At 35.4% G+C, this 23,824-nt stretch carries 21 protein-coding genes; 19 read left to right on the top strand and 2 right to left on the bottom strand.

What is annotated here, in order from left to right:
• Positions 1 to 83: 83 nt before the first annotated feature.
• The 5 genes from MY04_RS12045 (at position 84) to tnpA (ending at position 5,033) form a co-directional block, all read left to right on the top strand.
• Entirely contained in the window at positions 84 to 1,988 is a 1,905-nt protein-coding gene (locus tag MY04_RS12045; RefSeq protein WP_084005858.1) for a helix-turn-helix domain-containing protein, read from the top strand.
• Positions 1,989 to 2,200: 212 nt separating this feature from the next.
• Complete coding sequence (locus MY04_RS12040; protein ID WP_066210011.1) at positions 2,201 to 3,304, top strand: Mrp/NBP35 family ATP-binding protein; 1,104 nt, start codon at positions 2,201 to 2,203, stop codon at positions 3,302 to 3,304.
• Positions 3,305 to 3,335: 31 nt separating this feature from the next.
• A complete protein-coding gene (locus tag MY04_RS12035) occupies positions 3,336 to 3,596 on the top strand; it encodes a NifU family protein (protein WP_066210010.1) in 261 nt (86 codons plus the stop codon).
• A gap of 114 nt (positions 3,597 to 3,710) precedes the next feature.
• On the top strand, positions 3,711 to 4,457 hold the full coding sequence (locus tag MY04_RS12030) for a class I SAM-dependent methyltransferase (RefSeq protein ID WP_066210009.1): 747 nt from the start codon (positions 3,711 to 3,713) through the stop codon (positions 4,455 to 4,457).
• Positions 4,458 to 4,616: 159 nt separating this feature from the next.
• Positions 4,617 to 5,033, top strand: coding sequence for an IS200/IS605 family transposase (gene tnpA, locus MY04_RS12025; protein WP_066210008.1), 417 nt, complete (start codon positions 4,617 to 4,619; stop codon positions 5,031 to 5,033).
• A gap of 110 nt (positions 5,034 to 5,143) precedes the next feature.
• Here the strand turns inward: tnpA and MY04_RS12020 are convergent, their stop codons facing one another.
• Positions 5,144 to 6,436: an aminopeptidase P family protein gene (locus MY04_RS12020; protein WP_066210007.1), complete on the bottom strand. Its 1,293-nt coding sequence runs from the start codon at positions 6,434 to 6,436 to the stop codon at positions 5,144 to 5,146.
• A 138-nt stretch (positions 6,437 to 6,574) separates the two neighbouring features.
• Between MY04_RS12020 and MY04_RS12015 the strand changes: the two genes are divergently transcribed.
• The 9 genes from MY04_RS12015 (at position 6,575) to MY04_RS11975 (ending at position 16,006) form a co-directional block, all read left to right on the top strand.
• On the top strand, positions 6,575 to 8,119 hold the full coding sequence (locus MY04_RS12015; RefSeq protein ID WP_066210006.1) for a S8 family serine peptidase: 1,545 nt from the start codon (positions 6,575 to 6,577) through the stop codon (positions 8,117 to 8,119).
• A 17-nt stretch (positions 8,120 to 8,136) separates the two neighbouring features.
• The gene (locus tag MY04_RS12010) at positions 8,137 to 8,709 is read left to right on the top strand and encodes a hypothetical protein (protein WP_066210005.1); all 573 of its coding nucleotides are present in this window, start codon (positions 8,137 to 8,139) and stop codon (positions 8,707 to 8,709) included.
• A gap of 182 nt (positions 8,710 to 8,891) precedes the next feature.
• Positions 8,892 to 9,218, top strand: a complete 327-nt coding sequence (locus MY04_RS12005; protein WP_158297676.1) for a hypothetical protein — start codon at positions 8,892 to 8,894, stop codon at positions 9,216 to 9,218.
• Between the two features lie 421 nt (positions 9,219 to 9,639).
• Positions 9,640 to 11,454 (top strand): DEAD/DEAH box helicase, encoded by a 1,815-nt coding sequence (locus MY04_RS12000; protein WP_066210003.1) that lies wholly within the window; start codon positions 9,640 to 9,642, stop codon positions 11,452 to 11,454.
• Positions 11,455 to 11,629: 175 nt separating this feature from the next.
• A complete protein-coding gene (locus tag MY04_RS11995; protein ID WP_066210002.1) occupies positions 11,630 to 12,016 on the top strand; it encodes a GtrA family protein in 387 nt (128 codons plus the stop codon).
• Positions 12,017 to 12,320: 304 nt separating this feature from the next.
• A complete protein-coding gene (locus MY04_RS11990; RefSeq protein WP_066210001.1) occupies positions 12,321 to 12,710 on the top strand; it encodes a hypothetical protein in 390 nt (129 codons plus the stop codon).
• 140 nt (positions 12,711 to 12,850) lie between these two features.
• The gene (locus tag MY04_RS11985; protein WP_066210000.1) at positions 12,851 to 14,695 is read left to right on the top strand and encodes a M1 family metallopeptidase; all 1,845 of its coding nucleotides are present in this window, start codon (positions 12,851 to 12,853) and stop codon (positions 14,693 to 14,695) included.
• 10 nt (positions 14,696 to 14,705) lie between these two features.
• Positions 14,706 to 15,017 carry an FtsB family cell division protein gene (locus MY04_RS11980; protein WP_066209998.1) on the top strand — a complete coding sequence of 104 codons (312 nt, stop codon included), beginning with the start codon at positions 14,706 to 14,708 and terminating at the stop codon, positions 15,015 to 15,017.
• Positions 15,018 to 15,163: 146 nt separating this feature from the next.
• A complete protein-coding gene (locus tag MY04_RS11975; RefSeq protein WP_158297675.1) occupies positions 15,164 to 16,006 on the top strand; it encodes a hypothetical protein in 843 nt (280 codons plus the stop codon).
• On the opposite strand, the gene MY04_RS11970 is transcribed toward MY04_RS11975, so the two are convergent.
• On the bottom strand, positions 16,003 to 17,190 hold the full coding sequence (locus MY04_RS11970) for a DUF6786 family protein (RefSeq protein ID WP_066209993.1): 1,188 nt from the start codon (positions 17,188 to 17,190) through the stop codon (positions 16,003 to 16,005). The two genes, MY04_RS11975 and MY04_RS11970, sit on opposite strands and share 4 nt — an antisense overlap.
• A 646-nt stretch (positions 17,191 to 17,836) precedes the next feature.
• Between MY04_RS11970 and MY04_RS11965 the strand changes: the two genes are divergently transcribed.
• From MY04_RS11965 to MY04_RS11945, 5 genes are all read left to right on the top strand, one after another.
• On the top strand, positions 17,837 to 18,628 hold the full coding sequence (locus tag MY04_RS11965) for an enoyl-CoA hydratase/isomerase family protein (protein ID WP_066209992.1): 792 nt from the start codon (positions 17,837 to 17,839) through the stop codon (positions 18,626 to 18,628).
• A 9-nt stretch (positions 18,629 to 18,637) separates the two neighbouring features.
• A complete protein-coding gene (gene aldA, locus MY04_RS11960) occupies positions 18,638 to 20,101 on the top strand; it encodes an aldehyde dehydrogenase (protein ID WP_066209989.1) in 1,464 nt (487 codons plus the stop codon).
• Between the two features lie 120 nt (positions 20,102 to 20,221).
• Positions 20,222 to 21,370 (top strand): extracellular solute-binding protein, encoded by a 1,149-nt coding sequence (locus MY04_RS11955; RefSeq protein ID WP_066209987.1) that lies wholly within the window; start codon positions 20,222 to 20,224, stop codon positions 21,368 to 21,370.
• A 24-nt stretch (positions 21,371 to 21,394) separates the two neighbouring features.
• Positions 21,395 to 22,537, top strand: coding sequence for a CaiB/BaiF CoA transferase family protein (locus MY04_RS11950; RefSeq protein WP_066209985.1), 1,143 nt, complete (start codon positions 21,395 to 21,397; stop codon positions 22,535 to 22,537).
• A gap of 2 nt (positions 22,538 to 22,539) precedes the next feature.
• Entirely contained in the window at positions 22,540 to 23,679 is a 1,140-nt protein-coding gene (locus tag MY04_RS11945) for a CaiB/BaiF CoA transferase family protein (RefSeq protein ID WP_066209983.1), read from the top strand.
• Positions 23,680 to 23,824: the final 145 nt, after the last annotated feature.

Genomic DNA, 23,824 nt, shown 5'->3' with positions numbered 1-23,824 from the left:
TTATATCTACACGATTTATACTATACAAGTATGAACGATTTATTACTGTCTACACTTAATTTTTAATTACTATCACTACTCACATGAGCATTTTTACCAGCTTTGGTACGACAAAAAGAACAATATTTCTGTCCACTTTATTATTGATTTTTGGGGTATCTGCTTATTCATCAGATCATATAACAATTACGATAAAACATCTACCAGATTACACACCAAAGGAAACCGAAATATTTTTAGTGACTTCTTATAATAATTGGAATCCAAGAGATGAGAACTTCCAACTAAAAAAGAATAGTCAAGGAGAGTTTTTTATTACTCTTCCTAAAAGAGATAAACCATTTCAATATAAGTTTACAAGAGGGACTTGGTTGCAAGTAGAAGGAAATGATATTGGGGAAATAAAACAGAACAGGTGGTATGACCCAAAAGGTCCTGAACAAATTGATGTAGTGATTATGTCATGGCAAGACATGGCAAAAAAATATTTAAATAGGGTGAAAATCATCGTGAATGAAACTCCAGATGAAACGCCTTATGATGCCACTCTTTTTATTGCAGGTGATTTTAATAATTGGAATCCTAGAGACCCTGAAAGTAAGATGTCTAAACACCCGGATGGTAAGTACTATTTATCTTTACCTCTTGGATTGAAGAAATTTCAATATAAAATAACAAGAGGAAGTTGGGAGTCTGTTGAAGGTAGAGACAACGGTAGAGCTATCCACAATAGAAAATACGATATTGATGTTGATGGATGGAAAACAGAAATTAAGGTCAATTCATGGGAAGATTTATCGGGAAATACGATGACCCCATATATGTTCTTACTTCTTTTAGGAGCATTTCAGGGTTTATTATTGATCCTTTCTATTTTTGGTATTCAAGAAAATAACAGAAAGGCCAATGTAGTATTAATTACCCTCATTTTATTAACCTCAATTGCAATTATATGTAGAGTAGGGACATTCTACAGAGATATTTTTAATGCAGCACCTAAGCTGTACTTGTTCCCAGAAATGTTACTTTTCTTGTACGGTCCTTTATTCTATTTATACATCAAATCTTTGACGATCAAAGAGAGTATAGATGCAAAGGATTATTTTAAAAGATTGGCTCCTTTTATGATCCAACTTTTAATTTACACACCTATGATAGCGATGCCTAAAGATGCATTTATCGATTCGGTCATCAATTTTAAATATGCGTGGTTTTATCAAACAGTAGGGGGGATTGGATTACTATTCTCTGCTTATTATTGGTGGAGATGTAGAGCAATATTAAAAAGTCAGGAAGAGGAAAGTGCAGCATTATTATCAGAAGATAGAAATTTAAACTACCTCAATGTTGTATTAACCGTTTATATGGTTTGCTTAGTCATTTGGGCTGTTTTATACATTGGAGGAGGAGCAGGATTTATTTTTGATTTTGAATCACTCCCATTAATTGAGTTTTTGGTAGATGTGATGTGGTTTATTATTGCATGTGTATCTTTCATGATGGGATACTATGCCATGAACCAACCAGAAATATTGAGAGTATCAGAATTAAAATCTACTCACAAAATTCCAGAAGAGGAAATGATATCGGAAGTGAATATTGGGAGCTCAGAGGAACCTTCTGAAGGGTTGTCGAAAGAACTGTTACTCATTAAAGATAAACTAGGGGAGATGATGAAATCACAATTCTTATTCACCAACCCTAGATTGACTTTGCCTGAATTGGCTAAAGCATTAGAGACCAATACACACGATTTATCTAAAGTGATCAACGAAGGATATAACAAGAACTTTTATGATTTTGTCAATGCTTACAGAGTAGAGGCATTTATCAAAGAAGTATTATCCGATCAGAGACAGGAGTTAACTTATCTTGGACACGCTTATAATGTTGGATTTAATTCTAAAACAGCCTTCAATAGAGCATTTAAAAAAGAAACGGGTCAAACCCCAACACAGTATTTTAATCAGAAAAAACAGTTGATGTAGTTCATCAAATATTCAATAAAAAAACACTTACTTTGACATTGGTTTAAGGTAGGTGTTTTTTGTTACACAAGAAATTAAGCCAAAACAGCAACTATTTTGGTTAATTGTTGTTTAAACAGATACAAATTCAAAATTAATCCAAATAAAGATAAGGATTAATTTAGCTTTTGTATTAATTTTGCTTTTCAACATAAATGGAATAGACAAACATCATGAGTTTCACTCCAGAAAATATATTAAAGGCCCTTTCTACAGTAGAAGAGCCCGATTTAAAAAAAGACTTGGTTACCTTAAACATGATTCGAGATGTTGAGGTAGATGGCAATAAAGTTTCTTTTACTGTTGTTTTAACAACACCTGCATGTCCTCTTAAAGAGTTGATTAGACAACGTTGTGAGGATGCAATTAAAAGAGATGTTTCTGAAGATCTTGAAATTACGGTAAATATGACTGCTGAGGTGACTTCAATTCAGCAAAAAGGTCCTGTTTTACCGGGAGTGAAAAACGTAATTGCTATTTCATCTGGTAAAGGTGGTGTGGGTAAATCTACTGTAACCGCAAACTTAGCTTTAGCATTAGCAGAAACTGGAGCAAAAGTAGGTGTAATGGATGCCGATATTTACGGTCCATCTATTCCTACCATGTTTAACTGTGAAAACGCTCAGCCAGGTGTGGTGGTAAGAAATGGTAAGAATGTGATTATTCCTATTGAAAAATACGGAGTAAAATTACTTTCTATCGGATTCTTAACGCCTCCAGATAATGCAGTAGTTTGGAGAGGTCCAATGGCATCATCTGCCATCAGACAATTCTTTATGGATACGGATTGGGGAGATTTAGATTACTTACTAATTGATTTACCTCCAGGAACAGGAGATATCCATTTATCTTTAGTTCAAACAGCAAAGGTAACTGGAGCAGTAATCGTAACTACTCCACAAAAAGTAGCTTTAGCTGATGCGGTTAGAGGATACAAAATGTTTGCATCTAAGGATGTTAACGTTCCAATTTTGGGGGTTGTAGAAAATATGGCTTACTTTACACCTGCCGAACTACCTGCTAATAAGTATTATCTGTTTGGTCAAGACGGTGGTAAAACTTTTGCTAGAAGATATGAAGTGCCTTTCTTAGGTGAAGTACCTTTAGTACAAAGTGTAAGAGAAGGTGGCGATGACGGTGTTCCTGTTGTTATGGAAGCGAACAATCCTGCGGGAGAAGCTTTTATGACAATCGCAGAAGAGTTAGCAAGAAATATTGCGATCAGAAATGCTGAATTGCCAGAAACAGATAGAGTCGAAATAAAGACTTGGGAATAAATAAGAAATTAACCTTTAGGGGAATAAAAATATGAGTCAGACATTAATTGCAAGAGTAGAAGAGGCGTTGGATACAATCCGTCCTTATTTAGAAGCAGATGGAGGAAACGCCAAAATTGTTGACGTGACAGAGGATGGAATTGCCAAAGTTGAATTACTTGGAGCATGTGGATCTTGTCCAATGTCTGCAATGACACTTAAGGCTGGAATTGAACAAGCAATTATTAATGCTGTTCCAGAAGTGAAAAAAGTGGAAGCTATCAACATGGAAGAGTTCGAAGGAAATAATTAATTTTCTATTCGATATTTCTAATTGATAGGATAATATCATATCCTAAAAACACCTAACTCAAACTAATGGGCTAGGTGTTTTTTATTTTATAGCTTAAATCAATCAAAAATACATATGAACTTTGAATTACTAGTTGATTTACACATCAACGAATATAGACAAGGACCGGGGTCGGATGCTGAAACATTAAAAGCATTATCTTTTGTGGACATCGCTCAAAAAGAAAACTTAAAAGTGGCAGATATTGGATGTGGTACAGGTGCATCAACGATCTGTTTAGGGAAGAAATTAAATGCAAAAATTACCGCTGTAGACCTTTTTTCTCAGTTTTTAGATATCCTGAAAAACAATGCTGAAAAAGCAGGTTTAAATAATATTGAAACACTTGAAGCTTCAATGACAGAACTTCCATTAGAAGAAGATTCATTTGATATACTTTGGTCTGAAGGTGCTATCTATAATATGGGTTTTACGGAAGGCATAAAGCAATGGAAAAAGTATCTTAAAAAAGGTGGTTATCTATGTGTTAGTGAAATAACATGGACTACTGGGGAGCGATCTAAAGAAATAAATGATTATTGGAATGAAGCTTATCCTGAAGTCGGAACGGCAGGGGAAAAAATCAAAATATTGGAAGATAATGGTTACTCTCCTGTGGGATATTTTTACTTGGATCAAAATAGTTGGATAGAGGAATATTATAAGCCACTAATCAATAGTTTTCCAACCTTCCTAGAGAAGCATAATCACAGTGAGGATGCTAAGTTAATTGTAGCAGAGACTCAAGCTGAAATAGATTTGTACATGAAGCACAAGGAAGAGTATAGTTATGGGTTTTATGTGGCGAAGAGAGTTTTATAAGCTTGTCTTAACTGGCTACCTACCTGCTCTTAAGTCCCATGATTGAAATCATGGGTTGATGAAGTATACACCTAGCACGACTAAAGTCGAGCTAGGTGTTTTTTATTTTTTCTTTAAATTCAGTGAATTGAAATTTTTTGCTTAACATTCTAACTTATTATGTCTCATTCAAACAGCCAAAATTGGGTTCATATCGTATGGACTACAAAAAGAAAGGAAGCGATTCTATCAAAAGATTTTTTAGAAAACCGACTAATTCCTCATTTATTACAAGTTAGTTTTCGAGAAGGTTTTAAAATAGATCGTATCAATGGTTACAAAGATCATTTACATTGTTTAATTGTGATACCATCTACTTTAAGTCTGTCTAAAATTGTGAAAATGCTAAAAGGAAGTAGTTCTCATTATTTTAATGATGAAAACATCACTTGGAATGTTGGTTATTATGCTGCATCAGTAAGTCCTTTTATGGTTAGTAAAGTTCGTAAGTATATAGAGGAACAATGGGAAAAACACGACTCCTTAAAAATAGATGATGAACTAAAACTCTTCAGAAATCTCCAAAAAGTAAGATAAAAAAAACACCTAGCCCGACTTCAGTCGGACTAGGTGTGCATTTGTATCAACCCATGATTTCAATCATGGGCTCTAGATACATGCTGATTTATGAAGTTAGGGATAAACGCCTATTTCTGCATAATCGCCTCAATCTCCTCAATCTCGATAGGAATATTTTTCATCAAGTCGAAAGGCTCACCAGATTCTTGGATCACAAAATCGTTTTCGATTCTGATACCCATATTTTCTTCTCTGATATAAATACCGGGCTCTACAGTAAATACCATACCTGCCTCGAAAGTCTTGTAACGATGTCCGTAATCGTGAACATCAACACCGATATGGTGAGAAGTACCGTGCATGAAATACTTTTTGTATGCAGGCCATTTTGGATCTTCGTTATCTACATCTTCTTGAGTGATTAAACCTAAACCAATCAATTCTTCAGTCATAAGTTTACCCACTTCAACATGGTAATCCATCAAGTTATTGCCAGGAACGAGCATTTTTGCTGCTGCTTTGTGTACTCTAAGTACAGCTGAATATACTGCAGCCTGACGTTCCGTAAACTTACCGTTAACAGGGATAGTACGAGTTAAGTCAGATGCATAATTACCGTATTCACAGCCAAAGTCCATCAATAATAAATCGCCATCCTGACATACTTGGTCATTATCAATATAGTGTAAGACACAAGCGTTAAACCCAGAAGCAATAATTGGAGTGTAAGCATGTCTTCTAGAACCGTTACGAACGAACTCATGTGTGATTTCTGCTTCGATTTCGTATTCTTTAACACCAGGTTTTACAAAGTCTAACACTCTTCTAAAACCTTTTTCTGTAATATTACATGCCTTTTGCATCACATCAGTCTCGTACTTAGATTTTACGGTTCTGAGGTCGTGCATAATTGGAGATAGACGCTCTAATTTATGAAGAGGGAAGTTTCTTTTACATTCCTCAATAAAACGGTCATCTGGAGTCTGAACAGTGGTGTCTGCTCTTAGGTGTTCGTTGGTGTTTAAATAGATATATTCGCTATCGAAAACAAGGCTTTTGAATACATTATTGAATTCTGATAACCAATAAACAGTTTCTATTCCTGAAACCTCAGTTGCTTGTTCTTTGGTAAGTTTTGCACCTTCCCAAATAGCAATTTCATCGTTAGTTTCGATAAGGAATAAAATCTCTTTATGTGCTGGATCTTTAGCATCTGGATTGATCACCAAGATACTTTTTTCTTGGTCTATACCACTCATCCAAAAAATGTCTGTATGTTGGATGAAGGGCATTGTTCCATCAGCACTTGTTGGCATGATATCGTTAGAATTGAAAACGGCTACTGCATTAGGTTGTAAACGTTCAACAAAACGTTTACGGTTTTCAATGAATAAGTTTTGATCGATTTTCTCGTATCTCATTAGAATTGATGTGTTTATATAAATTATTTAAGTATCTTACTCGATGAGTAGGAATTGATGCCATTTTATCCAAAATAATAGGTATTCATTCTTACTCCCAATTCGAATTTACTTCTTCCGTTGATTTTTCAAAACTACATGACGATAAGACTAGCAAAACAATTGAAAAAAAATTACACTACGGCCAAAAATCACATACTTCTACTTTCACTATTGGCTTGTTTTGTAGTTAGTTATCCATCTTTTTCTTCTAATAAGGAAAGAGTGTGGGTGGTTTTTCACGATAAATGTGAAAATTCACCTTTAGATTTTTTTAACCAAAAAGTATGTAATGAGTATCTAAATCAATTAAAGTTGATGGGGTTTGAACCTCAGACAGTGTCCAATTGGTTAAATGCCGTTACCATCGAATTATCTGATAAAAGTGATAGAGAATTACTCGAGAACTCAGCTTTTATTCAAGATATAAAAACAGTAAGGGCAGACTTGGAACTAGGTACCTGTCAATGGCTTTCTTGTGAAAATGATAAACAGCAATCTGCTTATGTGATCCATCAATTAAATACCAAGGAATTGGTAGATAATGGGGTACATGGACAAAATATACGCATTGGAGTAATTGATGCCGGATTTTGGAATGCACAAAAGAACGATTATCTCAAAGGGTTGTTTCAAAACAATCAGATCAAAGGGTATAAAGATTTTTTTATTGATGATAGATCCGAAACTTCATTCTTTAATGAGAAGCTAACCGGTAGTGATTCCCATGGTACTACAGTGTTAAGAATGATAGCGGGTAATCATGAAAATATGCGTTATGGTTTAGCTCATAAAAGTGAATTTTATCTAGCGAGGTCCGATCATGGTGATAAAGAAAATAAAACTGATGAGGAAAATTGGATTGCCGCTTTAGAGTGGATGGTGGATTCTTTAGATATAAAATTAATTAATAGTTCCCTGGGTTATTCTATTGGCTTTGATTCATCAAAAGATAATTACAAAAAAGATGAAATGGATGGGAAGACCAGTATGGTCACCTTGGCCGCTGAAATAGCTTCAAAAAAAGGAGCATTAATAATTGTATCAGCAGGAAATGAAGGCGATAATGAGCGATGGAGGATAGTAAGTGCACCTGCAGATGCGAAAAGTGTTCTAAGTGTTGGTGCAAATACAAAAAGTGGAAAGAAAGCAGGGTATAGCAGTATTGGACCAACCTACATTAATTATGTAAAACCAGAAGTAACGTGTTATTCTCTTTTTGGTACTTCTTTCTCTGCTCCGGTAATTACTGGTTTAGCCGCTTGTTTATGGGAGATGGATCCCTCTTTAACCGGTCAGGAATTAAAGGACATTATCATAAAGTCTTCTACTTTTTATCCTTATGGAAATAATTATACAGGTTATGGAGTGCCTGATGCTCAAAAAGCCATGAGTATTTTAAAAGGAGGAGAAGTAAAGTCTTCGTCCACAATAATTGATGCTAAAGGGGAAAAGCGATTAAAAATTGATGCCCAAGATGGAGAACATAGTATGGCTGTCGCTTTTCATAAAAAAAATGATTTTGTCGTGATAAAACAGGAAGTTGTATATTTGGAAAAAGAAAAATTCAAGATAAAACGATTGAATAATGAAAGTTCAACAACCGTTTGGACTGGAAAACGTCATATCGAAATCATTTGGTAGTTCTATATTATTAATTCATGAAATCATTAAAATACATCACCTTTTATTTTCTAGCCTCAATCATTTTTTCATGTGATGTGATAACTTCAGAGGAAGAAAATCATCAATTATACAATTACGATATCAATGCTTTGATTCAGAAAACAGTGAAGGATATGGATCAAACAGAAGTTATTGTCAAGAAGAAAGTGAATTATGATGGAAAGGCTTCTGAAATTTCTGTTAGTGATATTAATTGGGATTCGGAATTAGAAGTTTTCAATGATGCAGATATTAATCGCCCGATCTTTAAGGATAGTTATAAAAAAGTAGAGACAAAAGAAGGACAGGATATCAAAATAAAATACACCTCTCAATCTGATAAAAATGAGGTTAAGTGGCTAGAAATTACTCAAAACGATCAAGGGATAACAACGTCTATACAGTTTTTGATTAAGAGTAAGAATATACTTTTTAAGAAAGAGAAAGTAGGTAAACTGACTTACAGTAACGATGGATTTTTAAATCAATATTCTATACAAGGTAATCAAGATGTGGTTATTTTGGGACAAAAAAATTATAATATAGAAGCATTCGTTTCTAGAAATTAATTCTTAACTTAATGACATTGATGCTGAGAATCAAAAAACTAATGTAGATATATGTAATGTATGTCTAAGATTAAAACTTACTCTAAAGAACATTCTTTGTGACTTAGTTAGGTGAACGAACAGACTATATTTTTTATATATATGATCAAGCTGGTCATCGTATTTTTAACTATTTTTTTATTATGCAAAACATATTAAAGTTCTCCCTTTTTTTACTATTACCATTATTAATGACGGGATGTCTTGATCTTGAAGATGAATCCCTTAACCCTGAGTATAAGTTGACTCTTGAAACTTGCTGGGACGATGGTACTACAATATACTTTTACCTTGATGGGGAGGAGGTCGCAACAATGGGTTCCTACTCTATAACAACAATTAGAGTAGAAGAAGGAACCTATAAATACTACTGGAAAGATTCTTACGATACACGTTCTCCTTCAGAAACTATTACTATTGACTCCGATACTGAATTATCATGGGGTTGTGATAGTAACGCTAGGAAATAATAATATTAAGATTTAAAAGGATGCAGTTCAAAAATTATTGAGCTGCATTTTTTATTTAAAATACGCTTATAAGTTGTATGACTATTTAATTCGTAATTTCTTTAACAACTTTAAAAACTGGTAATCAATTCTATAATACGTATAAATAACACTTTACAATTTTATTAAATAAATGTCTGTCTGATTAAAAAAGAACCATAGAAAAGCGTACTTTTTTTGTTAATAATCAGAAATTTAGCCAATAATTTCGCTGAATAACAAATGATTGTGAAGTAATGAGGTAAAACAAATAATAAAAGAGTTACCTTTGCATTTCCGTAAAAAAAGTAAGTTGGCGCTTTTATCCTCATCTCATTATAAAGAGCAGCTGTCCGCTGTTCTATCACTTTGTAAGAGGGGTAAGCGCTCTAAAAAACAAAACATGGCAAAATTTAGCGAATTAGGGCTTAAGCAAGAGCTGTTAGATGCAGTTTCTGAACTTGGTTTCGAAGAACCAACACCAATCCAAGGAGAAGTTATTCCAACTCTATTAACAGAAGACACTGATTTAGTGGGATTGGCACAAACAGGAACAGGTAAAACAGCAGCTTTCGGTTTACCACTTTTACATCGAGTAGATGTTTCAGATAAAAGAACTCAAGCACTTGTATTGTGTCCTGTAAGAGAGCTAGGATTACAAATTGCAAGAGACTTAGAAAACTTTTCCAAAAAAATCCCAGGTCTTAAAGTAGTAGCAGTATATGGTGGTGCTCCTATCGACCAACAAATCCGTCAAATCAAAAGAGGTGCTCACGTAATTGTAGCCACTCCAGGTAGAATGGACGACGTCTTAAAAAGAGGTAAAGCAGATATCACGCAAGTGGAAACTGTTGTTCTTGATGAGGCAGATGAAATGTTGAAAATGGGATTCAAAGATGAATTGGATTCAATTTTGGAAAATACACCAGAAGAGAAAAACGTTTGGTTATTCTCAGCAACAATGCCAAGAGAAGTGGCAAGAATTGCTTCTAACTACATGACAGAACCTTTAGAGGTGACTGTAGGTACTAAGAACACTGGTAACAAAAATGTAAAGCATTACTGCTACATGGTTCGTGCAAACGATAGATACGAAGCATTAAAACGTGTAGTAGATTACAATCCTAATATTTATGGTATCGTTTTCTGTAGAACAAGACAGGAAACTAAAGATGTAGCCGAGAAATTGATGATCGACGGTTACAACGCAGATGCCTTACACGGTGACTTATCTCAAGCTCAGCGTGATTACGTGATGGGTAAATTCCGTCAACGTTCACTTCAAATTCTAGTAGCAACAGACGTTGCCGCTCGTGGTTTGGACGTAAACGATTTATCTCATGTAATTAACTACAATCTTCCAGACGATATCGAAACATACAATCACCGTTCAGGCCGTACAGGTAGAGCAGGTAAAGAAGGTGTTTCTATCGCTATCATCCACATGAGAGAAAAGCATAGACTTAGAGCCATCGAAAGAGTGCTTAAGCAAAGCTTTATCATGGATCCAGTGCCAACAGGCCCTCAAATTTGTGAGCGTCAGTTGTTCCACTTGGTAGATAGAATTCACGATGTGGAGATGGAAGAGGATGAAATCGAACAATACCTTCCTAAAGTTTACGAGAAATTAGAAGACTTAAGCAGAGAAGAAATCATCAACAGATTTGTTGCTCTTGAGTTTAACCGTTTCTTAGATTATTACAGAGGTGCAAGAGATCTTAATGTACCAGATCGTAGAGATAACAGTAATAAGAAAGAAAGAGGGGAGAACAATAATAGAAGAAATGCAGAAAGTGGTTTCACTCGTTTCTTTATTAACCTTGGTAAGCGTGATGAGGTAAGACCAAAAGATTTGATCGACCTAATCAACAAAGGTGTTAGAGGAGAGCGTATCGAAATTGGACGTATCGACTTGAAACAAAACTTCTCTTTCTTCGAATTAAAAGAAGGACGTGAGGATGAAGTAACTAAAGGAATGGGTAAATTAGATTTCAACGGAAGAAAAATTGATGTTGAAGTATCTAATGCTCCTGATCGTGGTGGCCGCAGAGGCGGTGGCGGAGGAGACCGTCGTCGTAGACCATTCGGTGGCGGAGGAGACCGTGGTGGTGACCGTAGAGGCGGTGGCTACAGAGGCGGTGGAAACCGTGGTGGTGGAGATCGCGATCGTCGTAGTGGCGGTGGTGGTGACCGTAGAAGAAGAAGACCAAGCAACTAAGCTTGATGCAAAATATAGAAACGCTCTTTCGAAAGGAAGAGCGTTTTTGTTTTTATATAGATTTCGTAAATGTAACTGATGAATTAAAAAATCATCAATTAGGGGCTATAGCACACAATCTTTCTCTATATTTACATTTGCGTAGAAATTGAAGTTGACTGATTAAAGAGGATAGATGAACTGGGAAGTTTTATTTTGGAAATTTTTAAAGTTTGGAGTAGTAGGTTTTTCCGGCTTGTTTGTTGATTTTGGTGTGACATACCTAGTTAAAGAGGTAATGAAAGGACACAAATATTTAGCAAATAGTTTGGGATTTATCTGTGCTGCTACCTCTAATTATGTTCTAAACAGAATTTGGACTTTCGAAAGTCATACGGACCAAATAGGGGTCGAGTACCTCAAATTCTTCGGTGTATCTGTAGTCGGTTTACTGTTCTCCAATGCTATTATCTGGATACTCCATGAAAAAGTAAAAATGAATTTCTATGTAGCAAAAGTGATTTCGATTGGGGTGGTAGTAGTATGGAATTTCTTTGCTAACTTAATATTTACCTTCAAATAGATGAAAAGTTTAGGGCTTTTCAAGTGAAGAGGGAATAGTGAAGAGCGGTTTTAAATGTTACCTAATACTTCCTATGTACAAAATAAAACGAGGTCGGGAGACCTCTAACGTTTATGGGCACAAATGTCGCTGCGCTTAACATTTGCGCCAGTGTCTACCCAAAATATTAAAACGAGCGTTAGAGCAACATTTCACGTTTTTCACTTTTCATTCTTCACTTTTAACTCTAAATTAAATTCTATTTTCAATTAAAGAGAATCGTTCTCCAAAATAATTTTTCACATCATAACCCTCCTCAAATCCCATGTTACAAGATAAAAGAGATTATATCAAAAGGTTGATCAAAGATTTAGAGAAAATGATGCTTCGATTCACAGGAATGGACTGGGTGAAGTACAGAGAAGATATCTTAGAATCTTTAGAGAAATATTTGACTGAAATAGTGAAGATTGATCCAGAAGATGATGCGAAAGAAATTGAGTTGAAGGTATTGGATTTATCTACCAAATTAAGGTATAATGAGATCGAACTATTAGCAGATACTTTGATGATGAAGGGGAAAATTGAATCCGACCAAAAGTTTTTGATAGCGTCATTAGAAATTTTGAAGAAATTGGAAAAAGTAGATATAATGACTTTTTCTATGGCAAGACAACAAAAAATTGAGGAATTAGAGATTTTACTGTCAGAATAAGATTGTAAAATTTCTAAATAAATTCTTATTATTCTATCAAATACACCCCGAAACCCACACCAATTCTCATAATAATTAAATTCTTTCGTACTTTGCGATTGCAAAATCAGATAAGAAGTATTAAAGAGGAACTTTCTTCCATGAGACAATTTTTTTTAACCGTTATTGGATGCATTTTTAGTTTCGTTGTTTATGGACAAGCCGATCGTTGGCAGCAACAGGCAAACTACAAAATGAATGTAGATCTTGATGTGGATACACATAAGTATTCGGGTACTCAAGAACTAGAGTATTTTAATAATTCACCAGATACGCTTACGCATGTATATTATCACTTATACATGAATGCCTTCCAGCCAGGTAGTATGATGGATGTGAGATCGCGTACAATCGATGATCCAGATCCAAGAGTAAGAGATCGTATCTCTAAACTAACTCCTGATGAGATCGGTTACCTAAAAGTGAATTCACTAAAACAAAACGGAAAGCCTCTAAAATATAAAACAGTTGGTACTATACTGGAAGTAGAACTATCAAAGCCAATTTTACCAAAATCTAAGGTGAAATTCAATATGCAGTTTGATGGTCAGGTACCTATTCAAATTCGTCGTAATGGACGTGATAACAAAGAAGGAGTGGCCTACTCAATGGCACAGTGGTATCCTAAATTAGCAGAATACGATTATGAAGGATGGCATCCAGATCCATATGTAGGACGTGAATTCTATGGTGTTTGGGGTAATTTTGATGTGAAGTTAACTTTAGATGCTAAATACGTTGTAGCTTCTACAGGCTATATCCAAAACGCTGAAGAAGTAGGTCATGGATACGGCGGATTCAAAAAAGGAAAACCTAAGAATGGAAAATTGACTTGGCATTTCAAAGCCCCAAAAGTACACGATTTTACATTCGCAGCAGATCCAGATTACAATCACAAAATTGTTCCTATGGAGAATGGACCTGAGTTACATTTCTTCTGGAAAAAGAATCAAGGTATTGATGAGAACTGGGAGAAATTACCAGATTACTTAATTAAAGCCATTGAATATACTAACGAAAGAGTGGGGAAATATCCATACAAAGTTTACAATGTAGTCCAAGGTGGCGACGGTGGAATGGAGTACGGAATGCTTACTTTAATCACGGGTAAAAGAAATCTAAATAGCTTAGTGGGTGTAACTATTCATGAAATGTTACACAGTTGGTTCCAATTTGTGTTAGCATCCAACGAAAGCCTATATGCTTGGATGGATGAAGGTTTTAATAGTTACATCGGTAATGAGATCGAAAGATATGTGAACGGTAAAGAAAACGCTCACGCTAGCTCTTATAATTCTTATTTCTATGTGGTGAAACGTGGCATCGAAGAGCCTTTGATGACGCATGCAGATCACTTTGAACTAAACTCTGCTTATTCAATTGCAGCGTATTCTAAAGGTGCCGTGTACTTACATCAGTTAAGTTACATTATGGGACAAAAAACATTTGATAAGGCATTCAAAAGATATTATGAAGAATGGAAGTTCAAACATCCTAATGTACACGACTTCATTCGAGTAATGGAAAAAGAATCGGGTATGCAACTTCAGTGGTACAAAGAGTATTTTACTTATACGACCAAAACAATTGATTATGGCGTGAAAAATACTTTCGTTGAAGGAGATACAACTTATGTTACTCTGGAAAGAATTGGTAAAATGCCAATGCCTATGGAAGTTCAAGTTACTTTTGATAATGGTGATCAGACGACATATTATATGCCGCTTCGTATTATGAGGGGTGCCAAAGAAAAAGAAATAGAAGGGAATTGGGTGCAATTAGAAGATTGGCCATGGACTCACCCAGTGTATACCATTGCAGTTCCAACAAAAGGTATTAAATTGAAGAAAGTTGAAATTGATCCTTCAATGAAAGTGGCAGATGTCGATCGAAGTAATAATACTTTCGAGGTCAATTATGTCATAGAAAAAGGAGCAGGTTTATAATTTGATAAAAATGGCGATAACATCATCAAATAATCCTTGGGTAAAGTATTTTAAGAATTTCTACATTCTAACAGGTGTAGTCTTCTTGGTATGGATGATATTTTTTGATAACGATAATTTCTTCAAGCGTCATGCTCAAAAAAACAAAGAGCAAGATTTAAAAAATCAGGAACTCTACTACAAAGATGAAATCGTAGAATTAGAGTCTAAAATGAGGGAATTGAAATCTAATAATGAAGCATTAGAGAAGTTTGCAAGAGAGAAATATCTATTACACAAAAAAGGTGAAGATGTTTACGTGATTAAAGAAACCGAAGATTAAACAAACGAACGAAAAAATTCGTTTAATAATATGTTGGTGGTTCATTCATGACCGCGAATCACCAATTTAAGCCAGTATTGTTTTACAATGCTGGCTTTCTTTTTAAATTAAGAGATCTAAAGCACTTCAAACGGTATACATCTAAAATGTCTAAAGTAAATAAAGCTATATTGATAGGTCAGTTAGTGATTAATCTTCCGGTATTAATTCTAGTCTTGGTGATGCCTACCCTTATAGTACATTTATCAAATAGCGTCATTTACTTTTTCTTGAGTCTTGTTTTTGGGATTATTAGTGCTTGGTTGTATTGGGCAATGTCTACTCCTAGATGGAAACTTTGGGCCTTTAAATATGTTGGGGTAGAAAATAGTTTTTATCTAAATGAACAGGCAAAATTAAGATATTTGACTTGGTCCAATAGAGGTTTCCTAGAGTTTAGAAACAAGCGATTAACAGAAGAATTAAAAAAGTTTGAGAAGGAAAGTGCCGAATACGAACAAATCGAAAAAATAAAAATAGACTTATCGACAGGAGATTCATTAAGCTACAAATTCAATAAGAAAAGTATTTATGTAGAATTTATAGTAAGATGCTTTCTTTTATTTGTTGGTAGCTATATGTTATCGCTCGATACTTGGGTTTTAGGATGTATACTATTATTGATTGCCTTGTTTTATGGAAATCACTTTAAGGTGCTTCGACCAGTAGTTAAAAACGAAATAGGTCTAACCATCAACGAAAGATGGATTTATATTAGTTATCCAAGTAAGAGAATTATCGATTGGAATGATGCAAAAGCGTATTCAATAAATACAGAAACCATGGAATTAACGATAGAGTATTTCCATGATGGAATGCTAGAGTCAATCGATATTAAACTTGCTGTTTTTGATATCAGAGATATCAATATGTTTGCAAAACAATTGAATATTATGCTCGAAAGGCGTCAGTACAAAGACGGTAATCAATATCCATTTTCTGATAATTAATTAAAAGGTGCATCAAATAAGCTTACTCCTAATAATTGTTCTGCTATAGGGTTTAACTCTTCTTTTGAGCCTTCGAAATGATATACAGACTGTTTATGCTGAAGTTCTTCTCCAGGTTGTAACTCTTTGGCTGCAGAGAATGATTCAAATTCGTAGAAAGGCCAGTCGCGATCCAATGGTAAATTGATTTCTCCGTTGAAAATATTCATCACATCACCATCGTAGTTGTTTTCCTTTCCCCATTCAGAATTCACATAAAGTAGGTTAGGATCTGAGTCAAAAGAATAAACGACAATGTTCAATAAATTCATTTCGGGTGAATAGCTCCCCATAATTGGTCGGATATGCTTTTGAGGTAATCCCATTTTATTTAGATAACCCGCATCCACCTTATAAAAAGCCACACCTTTTTTTATCATTACACGACCGGTCTGATCGGTGAAATAATTTGTAACAGTATCTAGTTCGGTAGAATTTGTCGGTACAATTGCCCATTGATTTTCGGAAGGATGAAAACAGCCCAATATCCATATTGGAAGTAAACCAGTATCCTTACTCCATGTTGTACTTCCTGTATTTTTGATGATGGTATTCGTTTCAAACCCAACTGATTTTTTATTACCATTTTGAAGTTGAATCCCTAAGTTTTTCTCTATGGTTTTAACATCAAATAGTTCGATACTTCTTGAAGCATGAATAGTAAAGCTCGTTCCGTAAGCATTTTCTATCACCATATCATTTGATGCGACCACTTGCTTATTCGACGTTTCATCAGTATTGAATTTTAGCGTATCTAGATCAGCACTTACTTTCATATTTTCTCCAACCTGTTCTACATTGGGAGGAAAGAAAATTGAAAAATCGCCCACCTCAGGACCAAACCACATCCTCGATTCCCCACCGGCTTTTGATAGTTGCTGATCTGCTTTTCCTGCTTTAAACAGCTTCTGATTATAATACCCTAAACTTCTTCCGTTTTCGCCATCTAAAGAAGTAGTAAACACTCTTCCTTGCCAAGAAGGTGATACCGCCATTAAAGCCTCTCCTCGTTTGAGGACTGTAAGGTCATCCACATATTGACGAAGAAAATCTACATCATCCTGAAAAGAAGTAAATTCTTTTTGAGGTGACTGACAACTAAAAAGTAAAGTGAATAATAGAGAAGGTAGAATTAGTTTGTTCATTTCGTTTGCTTTAATGTTTCTGTAAATCTAATAAAATACTAGGAAACATATAGTCGTTTACTAGTGATAAAATACGTACTATTCATGTGTGTTTATAAATTGTAAGTATAGTAATCTGAAATTTAGTATGTGTTCTTGTCTCATTTGTACTGTATTTTATCAAGCTGTTTTTTTTCAATTGAAGAGCTTATATAAATTAGAATATGATAAAGTGATACGGATTTGGGATAGAAAAAAGGCAGAATCGTTCACTTCATAATATCAATATCAAGTTGACAATAGAATTATTACAGAATACCTTAAAAATTGATTTGAAATTTAAAATATCAGTATAAATAATTGACAAGCCTTTTTCATAATCTGATATAAAATTGATCTATCATTCTAGATTTTATATAGACAATCTCATTTAAAGTGTTGATTTTCTAGTGATTAAAACAAGTAATTTATTCATTAGTGTATGGGATGTTATTAATTGAAGCAAATCAGAAAAATTACGATGTCTATAGTTGTTGAAAAGAAGGAGGTAAGAGTCACACTCTAGGTAGATATAGACATATTATAGACAAGTCGTTTTCATGGTCTAAAATACTTGATGTTACTCCTAAGAACGTAGATATTCGAATTGAATAAAACATACTTTGAAATGAATATTACGACGATCAATAACTATTTTATTACACTTCAGATCATCAATCGAGTTGGTTATATTTTAATCAATAGACCGAAAGCAAATTGTTATGATATCCACTTTATGAAACAGCTCATTTCTTGTTTAAAAGAGGCAGAGCAAAATTCAGAAGTAAAAGTGATTGTGATAAAAAGTGCTTTGGACAAATTTTTCTGTGCAGGGGCTGATGTCAAAGTTTTTCAGTCGAACACAACAGAAGAAAATAAGTTGATGGTGGATCATGCAAAACTATCGGCCAAACTTATTTCGGAGAGCAAAAAGGTAACAATTGCGGCTATTAATGGACATGCTTTAGGAGGTGGATTGGAATTAGCGATGGCCTGCGATTTACGTTTAGCAAAAGAAGGAAATTACCTGTTAGGTCTACCCGAAATAAAACTTGGATTAATGCCTGGTAATGGAGGATCACAGAGACTAATTCGATTAATCGGTAAGAGTAAAGCCTTAGAAATGTTGGTTACTGGAGATCCTGTTCAGCCTGAAGAAGCATTAAGGGTAGGTTTAGTCAATCACTTGTATACACAAGAAACCTTTGAAAATGAGGTGATTGTATTTGCTGAAAAATTATCAAAAGGTCCTTCTATGGCGATTACGGCCTCAAAAGAAAGTGTGTATAAAGGATTAGAACTTTCAATGGAAGAAGGGTTGAAATTAGAAAGCCAACTGGTCGATCAACTATATGACACAGAAGATGCGAAAGAAGGAAATTTAGCTTTCGTAGAAAAGAGAGAACCAAATTTTAGATAAGGCAACAATATGAACACGACAACAACACAAGACATTAAAGTATACCCATGTTACATCAATGGAGAGTGGGTAGAAACTTCAAAAGGAGAGTATATAGATGTAGAAAACCCAGCCAATAATCAGGTATTTGCAAGAGTGTATTGCAGTACGGAAACGGAAGTGCAATTGGCATTAGAAAGTGCAGATAAAGCACAATTTGCTTGGCAAATGTTGCCAGCAAACGATAGAGCAAATTACTTATATGCAATTACTGAAAAGTTAAACGAGGAAAGAGATCATTTTGCTCGTTTATTGGTGATGGAACAAGGGAAAACATTGGCAGAAGCGTATGGAGAAGTAGATGATACCATCCGATATATCAATTACTCAGCCGAAGCAGGTAGAAGGATAGAAGGAAGTATTTTTCCATCTGATATGGCCAACGAACAACTCAGTATTCATAAAGTACCTTATGGAGTGACTGTCGGTTTAATGGCATTTAATTATCCGTTAGCACTCATTGGTAGAAAAATTGGTCCAGCTTTAATTACTGGAAATACGATGGTGATAAAGCCTTCTGAGTTAACACCAATTACAGCATCAGAGTTTTGTCGTTTGGTTCATGAGGCAGGTTTACCTAAAGGGGTAATTAGTATGGTGATGGGTTGGGGACATACCGTAGGTACTCAACTTATCGAAAGTCCAATTACCAAACTCGTTTCCATGACGGGAAGCACAAGAGCAGGGCAAGCGATCTATAAAACAGCTTCTCAAAATGTAGCAGGTCTTGTATTGGAATTAGGAGGAAAGGCTCCATTTATTGTGATGGATGATGCCGAAATTGATAAAGCCGTAGAAGCTGCAGTAGTGGCACGATATGCCAATTGTGGACAAGTATGTATTTGTAACGAAATGCTTTTCGTTCATGAAAAAATAGCCGATGAATTTACAGAGAAAGTCATTGAACGTACGAAACAAATAACGGTGGGAGATCCAATGACTCAGGTAAATATGGGACCAAATGTAAGCACTAAAGGTTTATCAAGAGTACATGATTTAGTGATGGAAAATATCTCCCAAGGAGCCGAATTGGTACTAGGAGGGAAACGACCAGAAGGGAAGTATTTTGAAGAAGGAAACTGGTATGAGCCGACTATCTTGACCAATGTGAAAAGTGATGATGCGACTCTAAGGAATGAATTGTTTGGACCTGTACTTCCAATCATGAAAGTATCGGGATATGAAGAAGCAAAATCTTTATTAAATGATAGAGAAGAAGGATTATCAGCTTATTTGTTTACTCAAAACCATAAAACGATAATGAAATCGATCAATGAGTTTCAGGTTGGAACCATCTTCATCAACAAAGGTATTGTAGGCTACATACAAGGTTTCCACTCTGGACATAAAACAAGTGGAATCGGAGGAGAAGATGGCATCTATGGTATCGAACAATATCTCCAAAAGCGAGCCATCTACATGAACTACGAATAATCCCCCAACCTAATTTTGATGATACTTTAGTATCATCAAAATCATCTTTCAAAAACCCACGATTTCAATCGTGGGATAGGAAAGTAAAAACTTATTGATATCAACAAAAAACAGCAAACAATGATACAATTAAAAGGCATCACATGGAATCACTCTAGAGGATTCACCTCTATTGTAGCCTGTGCACAACGATTTTCGGAACTCTACCCAGAAGTAGATATCCAATGGGAAAAACGATCGTTACAAGCTTTCGCCGACGAACCTATTGATCAATTAGCCGAGCGATTTGACTTCTTAATTATCGATCATCCTTGGGCAGGTTTTGCTGCTCGAACAAAAGTGATTCAACCCTTAAATACATTACTTTCGGAAGCTTTTTTAAAGGATCAAGAACACAATAGTGTAGGTCGATCTCACGAAAGTTACAGCTACGATAATCAGCAATGGGCATTGGCAATAGATGCTGCCACTCCAGTTGCTGCAAGTCGTCCCGATTTATTTGAAAAAGAAGGATTGAAGTTTCCTCAAACATGGGATGATCTTGTGGAGTTATCAAAAACTGGAAAAGTAGCAATACCGGGTATTCCACAAGATACCTTGATGAGTTTCTATATGATTTGCTCTACTTTAGGAGAAGATGTTTGTACATCAAAAGAGCAAGTGATATCAGAAAAGGTAGGACTGCAAGCTCTTAAAATGTTAAGAGCATTGGGAGAGCATATCAAAGAGGAAAGTTACGATTGGAATCCTATTAAAGTGTACGAGGCGATGACACAAACAGACGATTATGTGTATTCTCCTTTTGCTTATGGATATACCAATTATTCAAGAAGAGGATATGCACGAAAGCACCTCAAGTTTCATGATATGGTCGATATCGATGGCCAGAAATTGATATCTACTTTGGGGGGAACAGGTTTAGCGATTTCTTCAAAATGTAAAGAATCTGAATGGGCAAGTAAGTTTGCTGAATTTGCTGCCTGTCCAGAAAATCAAAAAGGTATTTTCTTTGATAATGGAGGGCAACCCGGACATCGCGCTGCGTGGGAAGATGACTACACTAATCAACAAACAGATCAGTTTTTTACAGCAACATTACCAGCTTTAGATAGAGCATTTTTACGTCCTCGATACCATGGACATATGTATTTCCAAGATCGTGCGGGAGCACCTATTCGTGAATACATGATGCATGGTGGTGACGAAGTAAAATTGCTACAACACTTAAATGATATCTACGAAGAATCATTATGTGTCACAAACGATTAGAACACTCATAACTTTAATTACGACATGCTTCCATTAGAGGGAATTTTAGTATTGGAATTCTGTCAGTTTATGGCAGGTCCATCAGCAGGTTTAAAACTTGCAGATTTAGGAGCTCGAGTGATAAAAATTGAGCGACCTAAACATGGGGAAGGAGGCCGACAAATTGCAATTAAGAATCTTTTTGTAGATAACAGTAGCTTGGTTTTCCATACTGTTAACCGCAATAAAGAATCTTATGCAGCAAATTTAAAAGATGCTGACGACTTAGAAAAAGTAAAGAAATTAATCCAACAAGCCGATGTGATGACACACAATTTCCGTCCTGGTGTGATGGAAAAAATTGGATTGGACTACAAAACCGTCAAAGAACTAAACTCAAAATTGATTTATGCTTCTGTGACGGGCTATGGAACCATTGGACCTTGGGTAAAAAAGCCTGGACAAGATCTATTAGCCCAAAGTGTTTCTGGTTTGACTCACCTTACAGGAGATAAAGATGATGCCCCTACACCAATGGGTTTAGCGGTAGCCGATATCTTTTGTGGCACACATCTTACCCAAGGAATTTTAGCTGCTTTGGTAAGAAGAGGAAACTCAGGAAAAGGAGCTTTGGTAGAAGTCAGCTTATTGGAATCGATGTTAGATTTTCAGTTTGAAGTAATTACTACTTATTTAAACGGTGGAAAAGACATGCCTGTAAGGGCAAATAAAGGCAATGCCCATGCGTATTTAAGTGCTCCATATGGAGTGTATAAAACATACGATGGGTACATAGTTTTAGCCATGGGATCCTTAATTGATTTGGGTAAAGCGTTGGGTTGTAAACCGCTTTTACGATTCGAAAATCAAGAAGATTGGTTTACTGAACGTAATCTAATCATGAACATCATCAGAGACTTTTTGTTAGGCGAAGAGTCTAAATTTTGGATTGAAAAATTAGAAAACGAAGGGATATGGTGTGCAGAAGTTTTCGATTATGAGCAACTGATCAATCACGAAGGATATCAACTATTAAACTTCGATCAGGTACTAACTTTAACGAATGGAGAGAAAGTACACACGACAAGATGTCCAATTCAAGTGGATGATCAGAAACTATTTTCGAGGAAAGGAGCACCAAGAGTTGGAGAGCATACCGATCAAATTTCTAAAGAATTTAATTTATAGCCATGAAGCCACTACAAGATATATTAGTGATCGATCTTAGTCAGTATTTATCGGGGCCTTGTTGCACGCTTAAATTAGCTGATTTAGGAGCGAGAGTGATCAAAATAGAAAGACCAAAAATAGGAGATTCTTGTCGATCGATGTATGTATCGAATCTTAACATGAATGGGGAATCTTCTATTTTTAGGGCTATCAATAGAAATAAAGAGAGCTTTTGTGCAGATTTAAAAAACTATTCTGATAAGAAGAAAATCTTAAAATTAATTACCAAGGCAGATGTATTGGTGCATAACTTCAGGCCAGGTGTAATTAAGCGTTTAGGCTTGGATTATGATGCTGTAAAAGTTCTTAATCCATCCATTATTTATGGAGAAATTTCTGGATATGGAAAGGAAGGTCCATGGAAAAAGAAACCTGGACAAGATCTGTTAGTACAAGCATTATCGGGGGTGACAATGTTAAGCGGTAATGCGAATAAAGGGCCTGTTCCATTAGGGTTAGCCATGGCAGATATGTTATCCGGCGGACATTTAGCACAAGGGATTTTGGCAGGGTTGGTTCAAAAAGGAAAAAGTGGAAAGGGCTGTAAAGTTTCTGTGAATATGTTGGAATCGATGTTGGATCTTCAATTCGAAACTGTCACCACTTATTACCATGATGGAGGACAACCTACTCAAAGAACTGAAAGTAATAATGCCCATGCGTATTTAGGTGCACCTTACGGTATTTATCAAACAGCCGATGGATATTTGGCTTTGGCGATGGGAGCCATCCCTCAGCTAGGAGAATTGTTACAATGCTTTGATTTGTTGGTGTATCAGGAAGTGAGTTCGTGGTACGATCAAAGAGATAAGATCAAACAAACATTGGCCGATCATCTCAAAACAGAAACAACAGAACATTGGCTTTCCATTTTAGAACCTGCAGATATTTGGTGTGCCGATGTGATGGATTGGGAAAGGCTATTTGAACATGATGGTTTCAAGGTATTACAAATGCTTCAAACCGTAAAAATGTCGGATGGTTACAAGTATCAGACTACAAGGTGCCCTATCAAAATTGATGGTCGACTGTTGACATCAGAAAAAGGGTCTCCTGCATTGGGAGAAGATACAGATAAAATTGAAGATGAGTTTTTATAAGTTGATTGATATATTCATCTAACTTTCATTTATATTTTAAAAATCTCTAGAGTATCATTATTAGATCCTAGAGATTTTTTTATTCAGTATATCAAAAAGATGTTCTAGAGTAGGAATGAACAAAATTCTATATGTGTATGGAAAG

Source organism: Flammeovirga sp. MY04 (assembly GCF_001682195.2).
Taxonomy (GTDB): Bacteria; Bacteroidota; Bacteroidia; order Cytophagales; family Flammeovirgaceae; genus Flammeovirga; species Flammeovirga yaeyamensis.
The sequence above is the reverse complement of the archived record's forward strand: the minus strand, read 5'-3'. Positions and strand labels throughout refer to the sequence as shown.